We start from the raw sequence: 21950 nt of genomic DNA on the forward strand, positions 1-21950 counted from the left end.
TTTTACTTGTACTTTTTAATGTTATTTGACTTCTACAGTGATGCCGTTTCTCAGTTTTGATTGTCCTGTAGTCACCACCATGTCACCGTCGTTCAAACCTCTAAGAATTTCATATTTGTCACCTAAACGGCGTCCTACTTCTACATTGGTAAAAGTTACAGTATTGTCATTGTTTAAAACATAAACGTATTGGTCTCCTGCACCTATTTGTTTTTGCAAGGCTCTGTCAGGTATCACTACATTGTGAGCATCCCCATAATTGACAGATACTCTTGCAAACATTCCTGGACGTAAACGTTCGTCTTTATTTTCTACGATGACTTCTACTGTAAAAGTGTGTGTGTTGGGATCTATGGTTGGATAGATGAGATTTATTTTACCTTCGAAGACGACATCATCATATACTTCGGAAGTGATATCTACTTTCATGCCTTTCTTTATTTGTGTGAATTTACTTTCCGGTATGTTGATTAACATCTTTACCGGTTTTATTTGTTGTACAACAAAAATAGGTTCAGCCATAGAATACATGTCATCTTTATCATAGTTTCGTGCAGTGACAATGCCATTTATTGGACTGTTCAATCTGGTGTTCTCCAAAAGATTGTCATAACTTTTGCGTGATACACTGTACGATAGAGTGATAAGGTCAAAATCAGATTGTGATGATGCGCCTATTTCGTATAATTCTTTGGTACGTCCATATTCAAGAGAATCATTAACAACCTGTAAACGAGCTTTTTCAAGATTGGCATCATCCATATTTGCCAAACGCTGTCCGGCTTTGACATGGTCTCCTACTTCGACAAATATATCCTTAATTCTTGCCGATGTCTGAGGTGCTATGTTGTTTACAATTTCAGCTTCTATGATGGTAGGGTATAATACTGTTTGTGCTATGTTTTCTTTGTGCACCTTTACGGCAGTTACTACGGGAATGTCTTCTTCTACTACAGTATTAACCGATTTGTTTTTTGTTTTGATTTCTCCGCATGATGTTATCAATAATACCATTGATGCGATTAAAAATAAATTGAAACGTCTCATTTTAATATTTGTTTAATTTTTTCTTCTTGGTTATTTTTCATTGGATTCATAATCTACACCCATTAGTTCATCTAATGATGCTTTAGCTACCATGAAATCGTAAATGGCTTGATTAAGAGTTAGTTGAGCCTGAGTGAGTGCCAATTGGGCATCGTTAAGCTCTAATAATGTGGCTTTACCGCATTCATACATTTTTTCTGCTATGTCGTAACTCTTCTGAGCGACAGCCAATGTGGATTCTGCTGCAGAATAGTTCTTGATATATGTACCCATCTGGTCGTTGTAGTTCTTAATTGCAATGTTGAGATTACGTCTTGTATCTTCAATGGTGAGATTTAAGATATTCTTTTCCATTTTATATTGCTTGATACTGTTGTGCTTGGAAAAACCATCGAATATTGGAATATTAAGACTTATGCCAACGACTGAGTATGGATTCCATTTTATGTCGAAATCGTCTCCCATTGCCATGAAATTATATGCAAAAGAGCCGGACAAAGTCGGAATATATTGATATTTAACCATCTTGATGGTCTCATCTATCATGGACATTTGTATGTCCAACTGTTTAAGGTCACTGTTGTTTTCAATATTGATACTATCATAAACAAGACTGCTCGACAACATTTCATCAGTAAATTCGTCTAAACTGCCAATTACGTCAATATCGGTGGCAAGGTCGATGCCCATAACGGCTTTTAACTGCCAGATGGCAAGTTCTACAGCACATTCTGAACTGTAAACGTTAGGTTCAGCATTCTTGTATGTTACTTGAGACCTGAGATAATCATATTCAGATACCTCACCGACTTTATATTTTCTTTCGGTATCTTCAAAGTTTTTGGCGGCGTTGTCGTACACCTCTTTATATACATAATATACTTCTTTGGAAAGCAAAACAGCGTAAAACGATTGTTTGACTTGCGATACCATGGAGATACGTGACGAACGTGCCTGTTCTACGGCAACCTCAACATCGAGTGCCGACAGCTTGAGACTTTTCCACAATTGTGCATTGACAAGTGGCATGGTGGCAGATAATCCTGCCGATATATTGTTCGCCTTTCCAACTTCAATATCCATGGCTTGCCCTCCAAAATCCATTGCCATAACTTGTTTCTGGATAGTCCTTTGATAATCTCCGGATACATTAATGTTGGGATAAAGAGAGGCGTATGTGCCTTTTTTAGCATAACCGGTTTTCTCTATCGTAAAATCAGCCATCTTAACACTGTTGCTTTCATTAAGTGCTATTTCTATGGCTTCTGATAACGTTAGTTCGACTTTTTCGTTTTGTGCATTGACATTGCCCTGTCTTAACACTAAAAGTACAAACAAAACAATTAAAACTAATCTATTGTGCCTAAACATTTTTTGTGTTGTTTGAATATTTTTAAAATTATTTCTACAAAAGTTATTTTCTGCAAAAGTATAAAAAAAGCTTGTCGTTAAATATCTATAACTCAACATTTCAACAAAATAAAATGTTGTCTCAACTTACTTTTGCTTCATTTCAATTTTCCTGTGTCTTAAATTACTTTTCGGCAGCTTTATTTTTTATCTAATGGAGGTAAAAATAAAAAAAGACCAAGTCATTTTGTATTCGATACTTTGTTTGTTAATACTTAAGTATCTTACAAATTGATGGGTCTTTTTAATAAATGTATAATAGATTTGTCGTTATTGGTGCACCATGATGATATCTTCCGTATTATAGCCTCTTTCCTTCGCGTTTTCAATCAAAGAGGCTATTATTTCTTCCGACAGCTGAGGCTTGCGCGACAGTATCCACAAGTAACGTGGCGAACTTCCTCCAACAAGTACATATTCATAATTCTCATCAATATACAATACACGGTAATCGGAATATATATTCATGAAAAATGACACTCTTAACAATCCCGGTGTGTTAGTGGTTTTTGCCTTTCCTTCAGCAACTTTATGTTTGCCCTTTCTGTATCCGCTGTTGATAACTTTGATGCTTCCGTCATGTTGCAAAATATATTCTGCAGTTACTTTTTCCATATTCTTTTCAAATGAATGATCCAATCTCGCTATCTCATACCACTTTCCGAGATATTTGGCAATATCAATATATGTGGTACTGTCGTTAAATGTAATTTCCTGTGTGCTAATAAAATTAAATAAAATCATAATAATTAAAGTTCTCATGTCTTTTTTTCTTTAAAACATAAAATAATTTATTTTGTTCATAAATATATTTTTTTAACAAAAGTAATAGAAATATATGTAGATAAATATTTTTTAATGATTCTTATTAACATTTTTTATAATAAAAATTTGTTGAGTTAATTGAAGAAATAGTAATATTGACAGTATTTGTATTGGTAATCAATAAAATAATTATTATTTGTGAATGGTTGAATCTTTTTTTATGGATATGACAAAAATATTGTACTTTTACTGCTCAAAAGATGCTGGAATATGAAGTCTAAGATATATGGCGTTTTTTTGTTGTTCGAGGCATTTTTTATGTTTCTGACCTCTTTAGTGGCATTCTATTACCATTACCAATATGGTGAAACAGATGTTGCTGCGTTTTTGGCTTCTACCATGGTGACCGGCATTTTTGGATTTATTCTTCTGTCAGCCGGTAGAGAAAAGCATGACAAACAAAGAGGTCGTGTTTATCTCTCAAATCTGACGATGAAGGATTCTTTTATCATAGTGACGGTTACATGGATATTGTTTTCCATATTCGGAATGTTGCCTTTTCTCATGACAGGGACTATTAACAGTATTACTGATGCTTTTTTTGAATCCATTTCAGGATTTACTACTACCGGTATCACTGTAGTCGAAGATATAGACAACCTTTCTCACGGAATACTGTTTTGGAGAAGTATGATACAATGGCTTGGCGGTTTAGGTATCATAGTGCTTTTCCTGGCTATCATACCCGCCATAAATCGTAGTTCCAACAATGTAATGCTTTTCTCTGCAGAGATGTCAGGTATTGGTGTTAAAAAGTTACATCCCAAAATGATGATGACAGCACGACGATTGTGGGGTATATACATCATGCTTACATTGATGTGTGCTTTTTTCTATTATATGGGACCGATGAATTTCTTCGATGCTGTATGTCATGCCATGTCAACAATAGCAACGGGAGGTATCAGCACTCATAATGAGAGTTTTGGTTACTGGAACTCGCCTTATCTCGAATATGTCGGCAGTTTCTTCATGTTGATTTCAGGTGTGAATTTTTCTTTGTATTATTTGCTTATCACAGGTCATTTGGGTGAAGTTGCTAAAAATGAGGAACTGCGTTGGTATATTGGCATTTTTGTGTTATGTGTCTCTTTGTTTATCGGACTTTTTTATATAGCTCCCGATGTTCATACCGTATATACAGATATATCAGCATACCCACAAGATTTTGAAAGCCGTTTCCGCACATCTTTGTTTTATGTTTCTTCTGTAATATCTTCAACGAGTTTTCAGTCGAGCTGTTCCGACTTTAACGCATGGGGTGGCTTGTTTATGATACCTACCTTATTAATAATGGTAAGTGGGGCTTGTGCAGGTTCATCAAGTGGCGGTATCAAAATCATTCGTGTTGCTATTTGTCTTAAATCTGTCAATAACGCAATTAAAAAAATGTTGCATCCCAATGCTGTTTTTACGGTTCGAATGTCAAAGGAGGTAATCATTGATGAACAATTGGCCAGAGTCCTCAATTTTTTGTTTTTTTATCTTTTCTTATGTATATTCAGTGTGATAGTTCTGATATTGACAGGGTGCAATTTCGATGAGAGTATTTTTAACACTATTACGGCTTTAAGCAATATGGGTCCTAGCATAGGAAGGTTCGCTGCCGGCTTCGATGAACTTTCTGCTGTGGCAAAATGGTTTATGTCATTCCTGATGCTTGTAGGACGTCTTGAGATTTTTACTGTATTGATTCTCTTTACTCCGGCTTTCTGGAAAAATAAATAACAATAATAATGTTTGGGTGATTTTATTTTTGTATTTGTTGAATTGTTTACCTTTGTATTATTCCTTGTTTTATCTTTGCATTGAAATACAAAGGCTGAAATGTTTAAGTTGAAAAAAATCAAAATAAATGTTAATAACACCAAGATTAATATTATTATAGCTTGGTGTGTGGTATTTTTGTTTTTTTTGCTGCTTTTATGGGGGGAAGGTCTGCTGTTTTCTATTATTCATGCTTCTTTTGTCACCGCTACACTTATTTTAATGAGCTTTATCGAATCTAAAATATTGGTGAAATATTTTCTGGAAAGAAAGAAAGTTGCAATGTTTTATTTTTTGAATTTCATTCTGGTGCTTGGTACGGCATGGATTAGTGTGTTTTTTGAGTTTAACATGGTATCTATAATGAAGAATTTCCTGCCATACGAGTTGCCTCAACCAAAGAATGCTCCGGAGAAGTTTGTGGTACCATATCTTATCAGGTTGATCCTTTTTACGGCCGTTGTGGCAGTTAGTGTTATTACGAATCTTCAAATATCTGATAGAGAAAAAAGTCGTATCATGAATGAATTGAAAAGCGAGAAACTTGATATGGAATTGCGTTATCTTAAATCTCAGATAAATCCACATTTCTTATTTAATGCATTGAATAACATATATTCTTTGGCATATACTCACGATGACAGTGCCCCGGCAAGCGTTTTAAAATTATCCGAAATGTTACGTTATGTCATGGTGGATTGTCAGGCAGATAATATTTCTATAGAAAAAGAAGTAAAATATATAGAAAACTACATTGATTTCCAGTTACTTAGAATAGAAGGAGACGCCAATGTGAAATTTGACAAGAAAATAGAGAATTGTGGTTTTAAAATGCCGCCTATGATACTTCAACCTATTATTGAAAATAGTTTTAAACATAGCAGATTGGAAAACGACCCGGATGGGTATGTCTATTTTTCATTGGTACAGAAAGGTTGTTATCTTACTTTTGTGGCAGAAAATTCTGTGAAATCCAATGTTATAATACCTGCCGGTGTTCAGGTGAAAAAAGTTGACAGCAATATAGGTTTGCAGAATGTAAAACGTCGTCTTAATTTGTATTATGGTAATGATTATTCTTTTGAAATAAAAAATAATGATAATAAGTATAGAGTTACTATTGTGATAGGAGGTAAGTGATTATGAAAAAATATAATGTACTGATAGTTGATGATGAATTTCTTGCAAGAAAATTACTGCAGGAATATGTTTCGAAGGTAGAGTCTCTGTATCTTGTAGATACATGTTCTGATGCAATTAAGGCAATGGAGGTTCTGCATAATGAGAAGGTAGATATCTTACTTCTTGATATTCAGATGCCGGATCTCACTGGTATGGAAATGTTAAAGTCATTGAAGAATCCGCCGGCTGTGATTCTTACTACGGCATATTCTGAATATGCCGTCGATGCTTTCTCTCTAGGTGTCGTCGATTATCTGCTTAAACCTTTCGATTTCCCGCGTTTCCTGCAGGCTGTTACTAAGACTATGGATTATTGTCACAATGAGGATAATCAAGTGTCTGAAATATCGGATTATATTATGGTGAAAGCCGATTATAAACTTTACAAAGTTAATCTTGCAGATTTGTATTTTATTGAAGGTCAGCATGAATATGTAACTTTCCATACTGTTACAAGAAGGATTACGGCTTTATATTCTTTGAAAAACCTTCAGGATACCTTGCCTAAGGATATGTTTATTCGTGTTCATAAGTCATACATAGTATCTTTAAAATATATAGAGGATATAGATAAAACTACAGTAACGGTGGCCGGCAACAAGATTCCGATAGGAGCAAGTTATAGAGATGAACTTATCGAAAGACTTTCTTGATTATCAATGTTTTAGATTATCTATTGTTTCTTCGCCTAAACGTGTGATTGTATTGCTCGACGGTTTTTGATATACTCTAAGGTCAAACATAGGCACTACAGCATAAATATGGTCAAATATGTCGCTCTGTATGTTTTCGTATGCTTTCCATTCTTTGTTCGCACTGAAAGCATAAACTTGAATAGGTATTCCGTATTCCGTAGGCGTCAGTTGCCTTACCATAAGTGTCATGTTATGGTTAAGGTTGGGATTCGACATGAGATATTCTCTCAGATATGCTCTGAAGATGCCAATGTTTGTTTGACGGCGTCCGTTAACAAGATTGCTGGTATCTATATTGTTTTCTTTGTTGTAAAATGTTATTTCTGCTTCTTTGTCGGAAATATATCGTTCCACAAGTTGATATTTCTTAAAACGTTCTAACATTTCAGGAGTGCAAAATTTTACAGTGTCGGCATCTATTATTATGGAACGTGCTATTCGTCGTCCGCCTGATTCAGACATTCCTCTCCAATTTGTAAACGACTCAGAAATAAGCGAATATGTCGGTATTGTAGTAATGGTATTATCCCAGTTTTGTACCTTGACAGTAGTGAGACCGATATCAAGTACCTCTCCGTCGGCATTGTTCTTCGTCATGACTATCCAGTCTCCAATACGCAGCATGTCATTGATGGTTAGTTGAATACTTCCGACAAACCCTAAAATGGGATCTTTGAATACCAGCATAAGTACAGCCGAAAGTGTTCCTAATCCTATCAAAATGTTTGATAATTGCTTGTTTGTCAATACCGCTAAAATGAGTAACACACATATAATATATGCAAAGAACTTCAATACCTGTATTACCCCTTTTATCGGCTTGCTTTTCGACATCTCATAACTGTTGTAAACACCGTGTATTACATTCAATATGGAGTCGATAATTCTGGTATATACGAAAATTTCATATATCCTTGTCAATATTATGACGAAATGTTGCAGTCTTGTCAGGGTGGGCATCGCATCTATGGCAGTCTCTCTTATGATATACGTGGGTACCAATAAGCACAAACGTGTGAACACTTTGTTACTGACAACTAATTTTACGAATATGTTGTCGGTCTTTCTGTTTAAATATGTGACACCTTTGTTGATAATCAGTTTACATAAGAAGAATACTAATATTGATATTGCCAATATCGTTAAAAAGGTGATGAGTTCTGCTATTATGGTTGCCGTTTCGGTAGAATATTTGAATTCTTCTCCTATCTTGATGAGAAATTGTATGTATTTGTTTATCATATTAAAACATTCTTGGAATCAAAACATTTAAACTTAGCTCCTTTATTTTTACTTCTATATCCTTTTCCATTTCAACGACTTCTCCATCTACATTGGCTATGCCGTTTTTTTTACGTACTACATTTATTTTCTTGGCTTTATAAATATCGACATGATTGCTTTTGTCTATTCTCTGTGTCATAAGCATTCCGGCAACAAACGGCACTTCGATAAGATATGGCTTGCGAAATACACAGACATCCAGGAATCCGTCGTTCAATGATGCTTTTGGACTGACGGCAGCATTGAATCCAAATTGATTTGAATTGGCAAATGATATGAACAGTGGTGAACAGTCTATTGTAGTGGCATCGTCGAATGTCAGTTTGTAATGTTCCGGCTCAAAATAAGGATATTCTTCGGTGATGATTTTGAGGTATGTCTTCAATCCTCTGTTTGGATCTTTGGCGAATGAGTCGGCAATGAGAGCATCGAATCCTATTCCTGCTATGCTTACAAAATGCCTGCCATTGATTGTGGCAGTGTCTATTTTGGTGACAAAACCGTTGTTGATGACTTCCTTTATCGCCTTTTCAACATTTAGAGGCAGTCGCAGATGATGTGCTAATCCATTGCCTGAACCGAAAGGTATAATGCCTAAAGCCACTTCAGTGTCTATCAGACATCTGGCTATCTCATTGATGGTGCCGTCTCCTCCTACAGCTGCTACAATGTCTATGCCGTCGGAAACCGACTTTTTTGCAAGTTCTTCACCATGACCGGGATGTTCGGTGAAAGTGATATAATAATCAAATAACTCTTTATTGATTAGCTTGGAAACTTTATCGGGAAATGTTTCCTTGTTGTGACGACCGGATATGGGATTGACAATAAAATGTATCTTCTTTTTCATCTCTTGATATATAATTTATTGTTAATCATTCTATTATTGTATTGTTGCAAATGCAGTTTAAAACATTTGTCAAGTTGTTGCCACTTGATGCTGTCAGTATCATCATATATGTTATTCTCTAACAACGGGTCTTCAATAATGTTGTATATGGCTTTGATGTTGTCTCCATCGGTTTGCATCAGATATTGTCCATCAGAATATTGATAAATGTTGTTAAGATAACTTATAAAAGAAGGTTTTTCTATAGTATCGAATACATTTCTCCCAAAACTGAAAATTGAATCATTGAGATTCAAAAGACCTGCTATGGATATGTTTATGTCTGCCTGCTGCATTATCTCATTGCTTGCAAATGGTTCAATGAGACAAGGACTGTAAAATGCCAATGGTATTCTGTAAGTACAGCGTGGGTTTATGTAATTTTCATAAAGATGTTCCGGGTTGACATGGTCTGCAGTGATGATGAAAACAGTACTGTCGAACCATTCTTTCTGTTTTGCAGTTTCAAAAAAGGCTCTCAACGCATCATCGGTATAGCGTACTGTTTTTTCAAAATCTGTTTCTATGGATTTGTCTGTGATGTAATAATTTTTCGGCAGTTTGAAAGGATGGTGAGACGACAATGTGAATATAGCAGAAATAAAAGGCTTGCTGAGAGTGTCTAATTGTTTAACCGTATATTGTAGGAACGGCATGTCAAAGATGCCCCATCTGCCGTCAAAATCATTGTCGTTGTTATATTCGGTTCTTCCATAATAATAATCGAATCCGGCGGCTGCCGCTGTGGCATCAAAACTCATGGTCCCGTTGTTGCCTCCATGAAAGAATGCTGTTGTATAACCTTGACGTTTTAACAAGAATCCTATCCCTTCTACATGATTGGCTGAATAACGGGAAGATGGATAATCTATTCCTATCAGTGATGGAATCCCGCAAAATATTGATGGTAAGGCTTCTATGGATTTTCTCCCGTTCGCCATGCCGTCGAAAACCAAACTATTGCTCAATATGCTGTCTAAAAACGGTGTAAGATTGTTATCCATCTCTTTGTTGTAGAATCCAATAACTTCCTGTCCAAAACTTTCCAATATGATTATTACGAAATTTGGTCTTGTCTCAAAATCTTTTACAAATCTGTTACGCTTTGGATTCTCATGCTTGGGAGTGTACATGGATTCTATCTCTTCATCTGAGAAAAATGTTATTTTTTTCAGTATATTACCTGAATTGCCCTTTATGATGGAAAAGGGGGTGTTTATCACTAATGGCACGTTTTCGATACTTGTATGCCGTGCAGCAGCAAGAATATTGATAGGTTTTAACTGAAAACCGCCTCTAATACCGATAACCGAACAGAAAACTAATATTAAAAAACTTATGCTGTTGCTGATATACCATGTTATATTGTTTATTAAATATGGCTTTTTTAATTGTGTCTTGCGTGTCAATAAAATGATTGATAGGGTGAATATTATGAAAATTAATAACATATACCAAAAGTCAATGGCAAATTGTATAACAAGACTGCCTTGATTTTCGCCATTATCGGTTATGAAAGAGAATAACTCCGATGTCATTCTTTTGTCTATATAACGAAAATATATTACATCGATGAGGTTTAGTCCTACGGCAATGGAGTTTCCGATAATATATATTATGTCAACGACTTTTTTGTAAACTTTGTTATATTTCAGTTTTAATGGTAATCCATAAAATATAATAATGGGGATATTGAATATTACTAAGGTGCTTATGTCGAATCGTAATCCGATAAAAAATAGTCTTAATAATTCTATAAAAGATAAGTTGTTGAAATTTTGACTGTTAAATACATATAGAAGCCATCGACTGATTGCCAATATCAGCAACATTATGCTTAATCTCAAAGCAAAAAGCTTAAATAGAGATACTTCTTTTTTCTTCATCACAAATTCGAAATTGATTTACAAAAATATAAAAAAGGTTTTACCAAACAATGTCATTTAGGATTTTATTGTTGGAAAAAAGTAAATTGCGTTTTGTTTTTAATCTGTTTTGAAATAACCGAAGTGATATTATCGTTAACTTTGCAAAAAAATAGTTTTTTATGAAATATGTATTGTTGACTTTTTTGTTGTGTGTGATGTTGATTGTCAATGCTCAAGAAAATAATGAATTTCCACAATATCCATCGCCTTTACGCATACCGGTGTATCTGTCGGCTACTTTCGGTGAGTTACGCAGCAATGCTTTTCATGCCGGTGTCGATATTAAAACCGGAGGAGTGGAAGGAAAGGAGGTTTTTGCTGTCGCCGATGGGTATGTCAGTCGTATATCAGTGTCGCCATACGGTTATGGCAAGGCAATCTATGTCACACATAACGACGGTTTTATGTCTGTTTATGCTCACTTGCAGTGTTTTAATGATGAGATAGGAGAGTATGTGCGAGAGAAACAATATGAAACACAGTCATTCAGACAAAATATTATATTGAAAGAAAATGAGATTGTAATAAAAAAAGGTGATTATCTTGGTCGTAGCGGTAATAGCGGCAGTTCCGGAGGTCCTCATCTTCATTATGAGTTGCGTTATACAAAGACAGAGGAACCTGTCAATCCACTTTTTTTTGGTCTTAAAGTGAAAGATGATATCAAACCTGTTTTGTCTTCTTTGGCTGTATATCCTTTGAATGATGCATTGGTAAATGGGAGAGATACTGTTTGCTTTTTTGATGTTATGAAAAAAAATGGGAAATTATCATTGAAAAACGATGTTATTGCAGCACAAGGTGCCATCGCATTCGGCATCTCTGCATTCGACAGGGCAAATGATACACCCAATAAGAACGGTGTTTACAGCATAGAGCTTTTTGCCGATGATGAACTGCTTTTTTCTTTTTATGCAGATTCTTATTCATACGATGAAACACGTTACATAAACAGTCTTACTGATTATTCCCATTACATAAAAAATAAAGTGTATTATGTGAGAACTGAACGTGATCCGTTTAATATATTAAGAATGAGTAGTGAGAAAAATGGATCTATTTATGTCGAAGAAGGTGATATGATAAATATGCATCTTGTAGTGAAAGATTATCATGGCAATGCTTCAATACTTGATTTTGTGGTTAAAGGCTCGGAATATGAAAAAGTTAAACCCAAACCACAGCCTGATAGAAGTTATTATAGAGTTTTTGACGGTTGTGAGATGACGGTATCTCTCGATGGCTTTAATGCTGAAATACCCGAAAAATGTTTTTATCGGGATGAATACATAAAAGCCAAACAGATTGATTCTATAGGTGATATCGTTTCCGATTATGCTTATCTTATTGGTTCGGAATATATTCCTGTTCATAAATACATCAAGTTGCGACTGCGTCCGAAAAAAGAATATGTAGGAAATAAGAATCTGTATGTAGTAAAGATTGACAAAACAGGTAAATTCATTCCTTGCGGTGGTGTAATGAGAAATGAAGAGATGCAATGCTCGGTCAATAGTTTGGGAATATATGCATTGTCCGTCGATACTGTCGCTCCTACATTGCGATTAATTAACTTCGGTGAAAAATGGGACGTCTCCAAACATACATCATTGTATATGGAAATCATTGATAAAGAATCGGGTATAAAGTCATATAACATGTACGTAAATGACCATTGGGTGCTTACTGACTATGATGCAAAAAAAGATTTTTTGTCCTATAAAATAGACGAATATACCAAGAAAGGTACTAACAAAATTAAAATTGTTATCACAGACAATGTCGGAAATGAGACTGTTACCGAGTTGACGGTTCTTCGGTAGGAACATATTGATAAGCTCCTGCATCAGGAGAATTGCCTCTTGATATGCCATCAAGGTCCATTTGCAGTATTCCGGTGGAATACAAAGGGTCGCCAAGTCCGATAGCCGGTGATAATGTGTCTAAATGATAGTCGTAATTTTCGTAGTCCAGAATTTTAGGGTCTTTGTTCAACAGGCAATTGTTGAAGACATTGCTTTTCCATTGTGTTCTAACAAGACTGTTGTTGAAAGTATATATGCTGTCTGTCCCCGGATAAAAATCAGTATTGAATTCCTCTTCCTTGCTGCCGTACATTATGCTGTTGTTCATTTTCATTTCGAATCCGTATGCATACAGATTCCCGGTCATGGGATCTGTATAAATATTTGAAAGATAGACATTTGGAGTAGTTCTTGTTGAAGCGGACCAGTAGTTCAGGAAAGACCCGTGTGTAAATTCATACCAGCCTCCGCCTGTCAATGCCAAGCCGTAATTTCCGCAATTCGCCACAACGATATTGGAGGCACTGATATGATAATTATGGCTGTAAATACCCATTCCGGTGTGATTGGTGATGATGGTGTTGGTGATTGTCAAAGGCGCTTTGTTGTCTTTAAGAAAACGTTCAGCCTGTATTCCAATGAAACCGTTCTTTATTATGGCGTAGTTGATATAATGACCGCCGCCTTCTCTTGCCTCCATGAGCCAGATTCTGTCCCATTGTCCTGCTTTGTCCTGATAGAAAGACTCCAATCTGTCACCCTGAAATACTACAGGATTGTCAATGGTCCCGTTTACTATAAGTTGTCCTTCGCTCCAAGCCCACAACCCGCTGCCGTTGTGGAAATATATTCTTGCTCCGGCTTCTATGACAAGAGTCCCGTATGAATTGATAAGTGCATGACCGTAAACGACGTACGGCTTCTCGGCAGTCCAATATGCAGTTTCAAGACTGTCAGCAACCACTTTGAATTTAGGAAATCCTTCAAGTGTTCTGTCAGCAATGATATAATTGGCGTCTTGTCCGTATGCAGTGAGATGTACGGTATCGATATTGCCATTGGTGTTGAAAACCAAGAAATCTTCAATGAAAAGAGGATTATTCTGATTTACAGGGTCAATAGTTACTTTGATGAAAATAAACAAACTGTCACCGGCATATATTTCCTTGTCAAAGAAACTTGTACCGGGTTCTCCATCGACATTGATGCTGAAAAATGACGAACTGCCATTACCAAGTTTTATGGAATTGATTTTGATGTTTTCTTTATTATTGTTATAAACCATCAATTGTCTTGTAGAAGAACCGAGTGTGGTGAATACAGTATCGAATGTAATGGTATCGGTTGACAAGATTATGCTGAAAGCACTGTTTTCACTGAATGATAATTCTTTTCTGCATGAACTGATACCAAGGGCAATTATAAACATTGCTAATAATATCCTGAAACGTATTGTCATGTATCTTATTTTATAAGATTACGGGATACTTATTGTTTTATTGTATCCGTATTTTTATTTTTGAACTCTTCAAAAGGCATTGAAAGGAATGAATCAGAGCCAATAAACTCCAATATTGTGATAAATTCAGGCGCTTTCATGTAGCCAGGCAATATGGTTATCAGTTTTTCTTCTTCATTCATAAAAACATAAGATGGATATGACATCTTGCCCTGTAAAAGTGATGCTGCAAGCTGGTGTGCACCTCTACGTCCTTGTGGGATGAACTTGAATGTATATCCGTTGTATTCAATAGGTTCCTGTTGTTCAGCGTTAAGTTTTACGGGATAAAAATTTTCGTTCATATATTCCACGACTTCAGAATCCGTAAATGTGGTCTGATCCATCTTAGTACACCATCCGCACCAGTCTGTATATACATCTATGAAAATCTTTTTTGGATTTGCCTTGTTGAGTTCTATAGCCTCTTCAAATGTCAGCCAATTGATTTTCTGAGCATTGACATTGAATGGTAAAATTATACACATTAATGTTAATATTGACAATATTTTATTCATAATCAATTATATTTATAACGTATTTTTTCTATTTCCTTTTTATTGTCTTTATCTTTTAAAGACTCTCTTTTGTCATAAAAATGCTTTCCTTTTGCCAAAGCTATATCCAATTTGGCGAGACCCTTATCGTTGATAAACAGATCTACAGGTATTATAGTATAACCTTTCTCATTGGCTTTGGCTTTCAGTTTGCGCAGTTCTCTTTGAGTAAGAAGCAGTTTTCTGTCTCTTTTCGGGAAATGGTTGTTGTATGTACCATAAGAATACTCTGCTATGTGCATGCCGATGACATATAATTCATCTTTTATAAAGGTACAATATGCATCAGTAATGTTGGCTTTTCCCGCTCTGATACTTTTAATCTCAGTTCCTGTCAACACAATACCGGCAACGAGTCTGTCTATGAGAAAATACTCAAACGAAGCTCGTTTGTTTTTTATGTGAATATTCGGTTGTGTCTTATTTTTACTCATGATGAAATGTTTAAAAGCCGTGTTTTATATTTCACGGCTTCGTTGTGTATTTTATTTTATATCTCCTAAAATCAACGGCATACCGTCATTGCTGTTTCCTATGATTACAATTTTTGCATTAGGTGATTCAGCAAGTTTTAATGTTGCTTCTATACCTTTGTCACGTAATATCTTGTCGTTGATACTTGCACTTACTATATTGTTGGCTGCAGCTTTCCCTTCAGCCTCAACACGCTGGCGTTCAGCCTCTTGAGCAGCTTTATCCAACTTGAATTCATATTCTAAAGCCTCCTGTTCCTGTTTCAACTTGCTTTCGATAGCTGATTTTATAGTAGTAGGCAAGGTAACGGAACGTATAAGAACCTGATTCAACTGAACGTATTTTTCGTCCAAAAGTTTTTTTGTCTCTACAAAGATTTCTTCCTGTATGGCGTCACGTTTGGTGGAATATATCTGTTCCGGTGTATAACGTCCTACTACACTTCTTGCTGCTGAACGCATGGATGGAACAACGACTCTAGACAGATAATCTGTTCCTATTTTGGCATGTAATACTCCAAGGTCTTCCCACTGCGGCTGATACCATGTCGAAAATTCAATTTTGATTTCCAATCCATTGGATGATAACGCACTCATTTCTTCGGATATCTCCTGTTGTCTTGTCTCATAAATGTACATGGTGTTCCATGGCGCTTTGAAATGGAATCCCTCTTCGTATGTACGGCTCGTGTCAACACCACCGCCAAATAATCTGAACAACACACCTCCGTGTCCGGCGGGTATTGTCACCGTGATGCGACTCCAAAAGATAATTAACAACAATATAACACATGCTATAATAATAATAGGAGTGTATTTCTTTAACGGATTTTCCTGATTTTGCTGTTGATATTGCATATTTTTGTCTCGTTGTTGGTTAATAATTGTTTTCTCTGTTCTTTCAAAGTACAAAAATACTAATCTTTTTTCAGATATGCGTAAAAACTTTAATATTTCTAACTATTTTTGCAATCTGTAATAACATTAAAAAAATGAAAAAAATAATCATGTGTTTATCTGTCTTTGGAATGCTAACTGCTTGTTCTAATCCTAAGAAGCAAGCTGATAGCTGTCAAAATCAAGGTTTTAAGTATCTTGTCGATGAGTTTGCAGATATTAAAATCATGCGTTATCAAATCCCTGAATGGGACGGTTTGACGCTTCAGCAAAAAGAATACCTGTACTATTTGGGTGAGGCTGCAAAATGTGGTCGTGATATCATCGCTGACCAGAATTTTAAGTATAACCTTACAATTCGTAAGACTTTGGAGGCAATACTAGAATCTTATAACGGTAACCGCGCTTGCGAAGATTACAATAACTTCGTCGTTTATGCCAAGCGCGTATTCTTTAGTAACGGGATTCATCATCATTATGCGGAGGATAAATTCTTTCCGGAAATTTCTCAGGAATATTTTGCAGAACTTGTGAAAAATTCCGACACATCTTTACTGCCTCTTGCCAAGAATGAGACGGTAGATGATTTTCTTGCATTCATTACTCCTGTTATTTTTGATAAAGATTTGTACAAAACAAGGAGAAGCAATGAAGATGACATCATTGTAAATTCTTCTGTCAATATGTATAAGGGCTTTATTACCAAACAGGAGGTGGAACAATTTTATGATGCTCAAAGGAACCCTGATGATGCACAACCAATTTCCTATGGTTTGAATAGTCGGCTTATTAAAGAAAACGGTGTATTGAAAGAGGAGGTTTACAAGGTGGACGGTCTTTACGGTCCTGCTTTGCAGAAGATAGTGTATTGGCTCGAAAAGGCTAATGCAGTGGCAGAAAATGATGCTCAAAAAAAATATACCGAGCTTTTGATTGACTATTATAAAACAGGAGACCTTAAGACATGGGACGAATATAATATCGCATGGGTCTTGGATTCTGTTTCAAGAATAGATTTTGTCAACGGTTTTATTGAGGATTATGGTGATCCGATGGGAATGAAGGCTACCTGGGAAGCTGTAGTTAACTTTAAAGATCTTGACGCCACAAAACGTTCTTCGGTTATAAGTCAGAATGCTCAATGGTTTGAGGATAATTCTCCTGTTGATGAGCGCTTTAAGAAAAAAGAATGTAAAGGGGTGAGTGCCAAAGGTATCATAGTGACGACTTTGGCCGGCGATTGTTTCCCTTCTCCTCCCATAGGAATAAATTTGCCTAATGCCGATTGGATTCGTCGTGACTATGGCTCTAAATCGGTGACAATAACCAATCTGATGGATGCTTACGACAAGGCAGCCAACGAATCTCCTAAGAGTGTGCTCTCTGAATTTGCTTATTCTCAGGAAGAAATAGATATTTGTAAAAAATATGGAGCCCATTCGGATGTGGTTCATACCGACTTGCATGAATGTCTCGGCCATGGCTCCGGCCAACTGCTGCCGACTACATTGCCCAATTCTTTGAAAGAATACAGTTCTACTCTCGAAGAGGCTCGTGCCGACTTGTTCGGTCTTTATTATTGTGCCGACCCAAAACTTGTGGAACTTGGCATCATGCCTGACTCAGAATGTTATAAGGCTGAATACTACGGATTTATACGCAATGGCTTGTTGAGTCAACTCGCCCGTATCGAACTTGGAAAGAATGTCACTGAATCTCACATGCAAGACCGTAAACTCATTTCTGAATGGTGCTACGAACATGGAAAGAAAGATAATGTCATCGAGAAAAAAGTCAAAGACGGAAAGACATATTTCGTCATTAACGATTTTGAAAAGTTACGTGGTTTATTTGGCGAGCTTCTTGCCGAGATTCAACGTATCAAGTCGGAAGGCGATTATGAGGCAGGTAAAAATCTTGTGGAGACTTATGCTGTTAAAATCGATCCCGTGCTTCATAAAGAAGTGAAAGAACGTTATGATGCCCTCAACCTTAAACCTTATGGAGGCTTTATCAATCCTGACATAGTACCTGTTGTCAAAAATGATAAAGTCGTGGATTATAAAGTGGAATATCCTGATGACTTTTTGCAACAACATCTCGATTATGGCGAGAAGTATTCTTTCCTTAAAGAAAATCATCAGGCTCCTGTCCATATTGTGGTTGACATGCTTTATGACTTTATCGACGGCTCCATGGCATGCGGCAATGCTGAAAATGCCGTGGAGGAAGTTATTGAATATATCAATGCTCATCCTGATGAGAAAGTCGTTTATGTATGTGATTCTCACCCTTCAGACCATTCTTCCTTTATTAATGAAGGAGGCATTTGGCCGTCTCATTGTGTTCAAGGTACACGAGGTGCTGAAATACATAAAAGTTTTTATACAGATGTCATCAATCCTTCAAACCGTCCTGACGAAAATAGGAATATTTTTAGAAAAGGACGTACCCGCAACGAAGAACAATACTCCGGTTTCGAATCAGTTAACATAAATGAAGTGTTACTTAAAGATTGTGTAGGCAAAGATTTGATAATAAGCGGTATAGCAACAGAGTATTGTGTTAAGAATACATTGTTGGAGTTCTTAAATGCCGGATCTAATATTGAATTGCTCGTTAATGGTTTGGGTTATGTTGACAAAAATGGTCATGTGGAGACTTTAAAAGAGTTGGAAAATAAAGTGACCTTTATAGAATAAGTTTTTGTAGTCTGTCTATTTTGACAATTTATATTTTAATGCCTCCAATTGTCGGAAATAACAAGTGGAGGCATTTTTAATTGTATTGATATGAAATTACTCCAATTGTCTGACTGAGGCTTTTGGGGTAATTTTAATTCATGTTGTCACTATCAGTCTTTGGCAAGATTTTTTAATGGTTCTCCATCGAGCCTGTAAATGGTCCATTCATCCATAGGTTTGGCTCCTAAAGACTTGTAAAACTTAATAGAAGGTTCGTTCCAGTCGAGGCATACCCATTCAAAACGCCCGCAATTGCGTTCTACTGCAATTTTTGCTAAATGTTTCAGTAGTGCCTTGCCATATCCGAGCCCTCTTTTCTCCGGAAGTATGAACAAGTCTTCAAGATAGAGCCCGCTGCGTCCGACAAATGTCGAGAAATTGTGAAAAAACAGGGCGAAGCCTATAACTTCGTTATCTTCACAGGCAAATATTACTTCGGCATTTTTCTTGACAAAAACAGAGTCATAAATTAATGCCTCGTCTCCAACGACTTCATCTAACATCTTTTCGTATGTAGCGAGTTTTTTAATAAAATCCAGAACTAATCCTGCTTCAGATGGCTGCGCAAAACGTATCGAGAAATTTTTCATGACATAAAAATTAATAAATTGCTAATTCGTCTGTAAAAATCCATGCCGGATAACCGAATCCGGAATGTTCTTCAGGTAATTGGAAAGGTTCAATGATAATGTTGACATAACGTGTATTAACAGCATCGAAATCAATTTCTATTGGCAATATTCCAGGCTGATAACTTAATGGAAGAATATCAAAGTCTTTGTTCACAATCTCTTTGAAATTTATTCCATCATCGGAAACACGTATCATAACATTTTTTGCATTGTAAATCCAATCTCCTACATTGATATTGCAGTTGAATTTCAACTTGCTGATAGTCATTTTACTTTCCAAGTCTATAGTGGCATCTATTGTTTCGCCGAAAAATCCCAACCATCTGCCGCTTTTGTAGTTCATACTGCCTCTCAACCCGTCGATAAGTACATTAGGACCGTCGAAAGTATATGATTTGTGCGGCATGGTTTTCAGTGTGATAGGTTTCATTGAGGATAAACTGAAGTCGAAATTGGTATGAAAAAGGTTACCGTTGCTGTTTTCTCTTATCAGAATAGCTTTGAAGTCACAATTTTTGTCTATGTAAACAGTGTCAGTGTATTTTGTACTGTTGACGGTAGGTGTCTTGCCGTCAAGAGTATAATAAATATCTCCATCACCATATTTTGTCAGGATTATGGCAATACGTTTATTTTCAAATTGCGGTACTATTTGAGCGTCAATGTCGAACACAAATGTGGAGTAGTTCCATCCATACAAGTCAAATAATTTCGAGAGACGATAAAGACGTGATACAAAATCATAGTAATCTTTTTGCTCCGGTAAGCACCATTGTACCTCCGAAAGTGCACTCAGACGAGGCAGTATTCTGTACAACAACAAACTGTAGTTGTTGGTGTATTCCGTCCAAACATTGGCCTGGGCGCCAAGTATGTGGATGGCCTCTTCTGAAGTGAGTTCTTCAGGTATTGGCTCATAATCATATACTTTTCTTATAGGGTTGTATCCTCCAATTGACAAAGGTTCTACTTCCGGCATAAGTGTCTGATAATAATCAAAATAAAGCCTGTCGTTAGGTGTCATGATAACGTCATGGTGCATCTTGGCAGCTTCCATGCCTCCAATACTTCCTCTCCAACTCATGACTGTGGCATTTGGAGCTATTTCTCCTTCAAGAATCTCGTCCCAACCTATTATCCTGCGACCGTGATTCTCGATAAATGACTCCATTCTTCTGGTGACATAACTTTGCAGATAATCTTCAGCAGAATGATTCTCATCATCTTTCAATCCCAATTCTTTGATTTTGTTTTGGCATTTCGGACATTCTTCCCATCTTGTACGAGGACATTCATCACCTCCAATGTGAATAAACTCGCTTGGGAATATTTCCATCACTTCTTCAAGTACATCTTCTAAGAACACCATGGCATTTTCGTTGCCGGGACATATAACTTCTTCAGTGATGCCCCAATCTTTCCAAACTTCATAAGGTCCTCCGGTGCATCCGAACTCAGGGTAGGCGGCAAGTGCCGACAAGGTGTGTCCCGGAAGGTCTATCTCAGGTATTATGTCAATGTGTCTGGATTCAGCATATTTTACAAGATCTTTCAACTCTTCTTTGGTATAAAAACCACCATGTGGGATGGTATCGAATTTATCAGTCTTGCCTATTTTGGTACCTGATCGCATGCTGCCAATCTCTGTCAATTTTGGATATTTATCTATCTCAATCCGCCATCCTTGATCGTCGGTAAGATGAAAATGAAACTTGTTCAGATTGTGCAAAGCCATAATGTCTATAATTTCTTTTATGGAATCGATAGGGAAGAAGTGACGACTGACATCCACATGAAGACCTCTGTACCCGAATCGTGGATAATCGTAAATTTCTCCACATGGTAATGCTATGTCTTGCTTCTCATAGCCGACGGGTAAACTCTTTCTGATGGTCTGAATGGCATGAAAGGCGGCTTCTGCATCACTTGCTTCTATCGCAACAGCTTGGGGAGTGACGGTTATTCTGTAGGCTTCATTGTCAGTAAAACCTTCTCTTAGTGATAGATTGATGGCATTACTTACAATATCCTCGTTGTCAATGATATTTAATTCAAAGCCTGTGATATCCTCAACGTAATTTTTTAAATGATTTGCTTCATTAACAAGTTCCGGTTTTGAACTTTGGTAGGAAATGATGGTTTTTTCATTTAAAATAAATTGTCCGTCGTTGTTTTTTATTTCTTTTGGTAATGGAACAACTCCGTAATCGGCTTTTGGTGTTGTTTTATTACAAGCAGACAATGATATGAGCATTATCGTCAAAAATACTATGGTTCTGATTTTCATGATATATAATTTTGTTAGGGCAAATTTAAT

At 36.4% G+C, this 21950-nt stretch carries 17 protein-coding genes; 5 read left to right on the forward strand and 12 right to left on the reverse strand.

Going from position 1 to position 21950, the window contains the following annotated elements; all coding sequences use genetic code 11:
* Window positions 1-21: 21 nt before the first annotated feature.
* The 3 genes from ACZOVS_RS01445 to ACZOVS_RS01455 form a co-directional block, all read right to left on the reverse strand.
* Window positions 22-1047 carry an efflux RND transporter periplasmic adaptor subunit gene (locus ACZOVS_RS01445; protein WP_483995460.1) on the reverse strand — a complete coding sequence of 342 codons (1026 nt, stop codon included), beginning with the start codon at window positions 1045-1047 and terminating at the stop codon, window positions 22-24.
* A gap of 30 nt (window positions 1048-1077) precedes the next feature.
* Entirely contained in the window at window positions 1078-2418 is a 1341-nt protein-coding gene (locus tag ACZOVS_RS01450; RefSeq protein ID WP_483995461.1) for a TolC family protein, read from the reverse strand.
* Window positions 2419-2727: 309 nt separating this feature from the next.
* On the reverse strand, window positions 2728-3219 hold the full coding sequence (locus ACZOVS_RS01455; RefSeq protein WP_483995462.1) for a lipocalin family protein: 492 nt from the start codon (window positions 3217-3219) through the stop codon (window positions 2728-2730).
* A 273-nt stretch (window positions 3220-3492) separates the two neighbouring features.
* On the opposite strand from ACZOVS_RS01455, the gene ACZOVS_RS01460 reads away from it, so the two are divergent.
* From ACZOVS_RS01460 to ACZOVS_RS01470, 3 genes are all read left to right on the forward strand, one after another.
* The gene (locus ACZOVS_RS01460) at window positions 3493-5010 is read left to right on the forward strand and encodes a TrkH family potassium uptake protein (protein WP_483995463.1); all 1518 of its coding nucleotides are present in this window, start codon (window positions 3493-3495) and stop codon (window positions 5008-5010) included.
* Window positions 5011-5109: 99 nt separating this feature from the next.
* Complete coding sequence (locus ACZOVS_RS01465; RefSeq protein ID WP_483995464.1) at window positions 5110-6189, forward strand: sensor histidine kinase; 1080 nt, start codon at window positions 5110-5112, stop codon at window positions 6187-6189.
* Between the two features lie 2 nt (window positions 6190-6191).
* Complete coding sequence (locus ACZOVS_RS01470) at window positions 6192-6884, forward strand: LytR/AlgR family response regulator transcription factor (protein ID WP_483995465.1); 693 nt, start codon at window positions 6192-6194, stop codon at window positions 6882-6884.
* Window positions 6885-6887: 3 nt separating this feature from the next.
* Here ACZOVS_RS01470 and ACZOVS_RS01475 read toward each other — a convergent pair whose 3' ends face one another.
* The 3 genes from ACZOVS_RS01475 to ACZOVS_RS01485 are packed head-to-tail and all read right to left on the reverse strand — an operon-like array spanning window position 6888 to window position 10985.
* Window positions 6888-8168 carry a mechanosensitive ion channel family protein gene (locus ACZOVS_RS01475; protein ID WP_483995466.1) on the reverse strand — a complete coding sequence of 427 codons (1281 nt, stop codon included), beginning with the start codon at window positions 8166-8168 and terminating at the stop codon, window positions 6888-6890.
* A gap of 1 nt (window position 8169) precedes the next feature.
* Window positions 8170-9060 (reverse strand): diacylglycerol/lipid kinase family protein, encoded by an 891-nt coding sequence (locus ACZOVS_RS01480; protein WP_483995467.1) that lies wholly within the window; start codon window positions 9058-9060, stop codon window positions 8170-8172.
* Window positions 9057-10985, reverse strand: a complete 1929-nt coding sequence (locus ACZOVS_RS01485; protein ID WP_483995468.1) for an LTA synthase family protein — start codon at window positions 10983-10985, stop codon at window positions 9057-9059. Before ACZOVS_RS01485 ends, ACZOVS_RS01480 begins: the two co-directional genes overlap by 4 nt.
* A 161-nt stretch (window positions 10986-11146) precedes the next feature.
* Between ACZOVS_RS01485 and ACZOVS_RS01490 the strand changes: the two genes are divergently transcribed.
* Window positions 11147-12850 carry a M23 family metallopeptidase gene (locus ACZOVS_RS01490; RefSeq protein ID WP_483995469.1) on the forward strand — a complete coding sequence of 568 codons (1704 nt, stop codon included), beginning with the start codon at window positions 11147-11149 and terminating at the stop codon, window positions 12848-12850.
* Here the strand turns inward: ACZOVS_RS01490 and ACZOVS_RS01495 are convergent.
* Genes ACZOVS_RS01495 through ACZOVS_RS01510 form a run of 4 tightly spaced genes read right to left on the reverse strand, consistent with a single transcriptional unit; the run spans window position 12825 to window position 16218 of the window.
* A complete protein-coding gene (locus ACZOVS_RS01495; protein WP_483995470.1) occupies window positions 12825-14291 on the reverse strand; it encodes a hypothetical protein in 1467 nt (488 codons plus the stop codon). The two genes, ACZOVS_RS01490 and ACZOVS_RS01495, sit on opposite strands and share 26 nt — an antisense overlap.
* 29 nt (window positions 14292-14320) lie before the next feature.
* A complete protein-coding gene (locus tag ACZOVS_RS01500; RefSeq protein WP_483995471.1) occupies window positions 14321-14818 on the reverse strand; it encodes a thioredoxin family protein in 498 nt (165 codons plus the stop codon).
* Between the two features lie 32 nt (window positions 14819-14850).
* Window positions 14851-15321 carry an SsrA-binding protein SmpB gene (gene smpB, locus ACZOVS_RS01505; RefSeq protein WP_483995472.1) on the reverse strand — a complete coding sequence of 157 codons (471 nt, stop codon included), beginning with the start codon at window positions 15319-15321 and terminating at the stop codon, window positions 14851-14853.
* A gap of 51 nt (window positions 15322-15372) precedes the next feature.
* The gene (locus ACZOVS_RS01510; RefSeq protein WP_483995473.1) at window positions 15373-16218 is read right to left on the reverse strand and encodes a prohibitin family protein; all 846 of its coding nucleotides are present in this window, start codon (window positions 16216-16218) and stop codon (window positions 15373-15375) included.
* Between the two features lie 134 nt (window positions 16219-16352).
* Here ACZOVS_RS01510 and ACZOVS_RS01515 point away from each other — a divergent pair, with 134 nt between their 5' ends.
* Window positions 16353-18959: an isochorismatase family protein gene (locus ACZOVS_RS01515; RefSeq protein ID WP_483995474.1), complete on the forward strand. Its 2607-nt coding sequence runs from the start codon at window positions 16353-16355 to the stop codon at window positions 18957-18959.
* Window positions 18960-19111: 152 nt separating this feature from the next.
* On the opposite strand, the gene ACZOVS_RS01520 is transcribed toward ACZOVS_RS01515, so the two are convergent.
* Both ACZOVS_RS01520 and ACZOVS_RS01525 read right to left on the reverse strand, forming a co-directional pair.
* On the reverse strand, window positions 19112-19591 hold the full coding sequence (locus ACZOVS_RS01520) for an N-acetyltransferase family protein (protein WP_483995475.1): 480 nt from the start codon (window positions 19589-19591) through the stop codon (window positions 19112-19114).
* A gap of 10 nt (window positions 19592-19601) precedes the next feature.
* Window positions 19602-21920 (reverse strand): glycoside hydrolase family 20 protein, encoded by a 2319-nt coding sequence (locus tag ACZOVS_RS01525; protein ID WP_483995476.1) that lies wholly within the window; start codon window positions 21918-21920, stop codon window positions 19602-19604.
* Between the last annotated feature and the right edge of the window lie 30 nt (window positions 21921-21950).

The sequence above is a fragment of the Candidatus Limimorpha avicola genome (genome assembly GCF_056978975.1).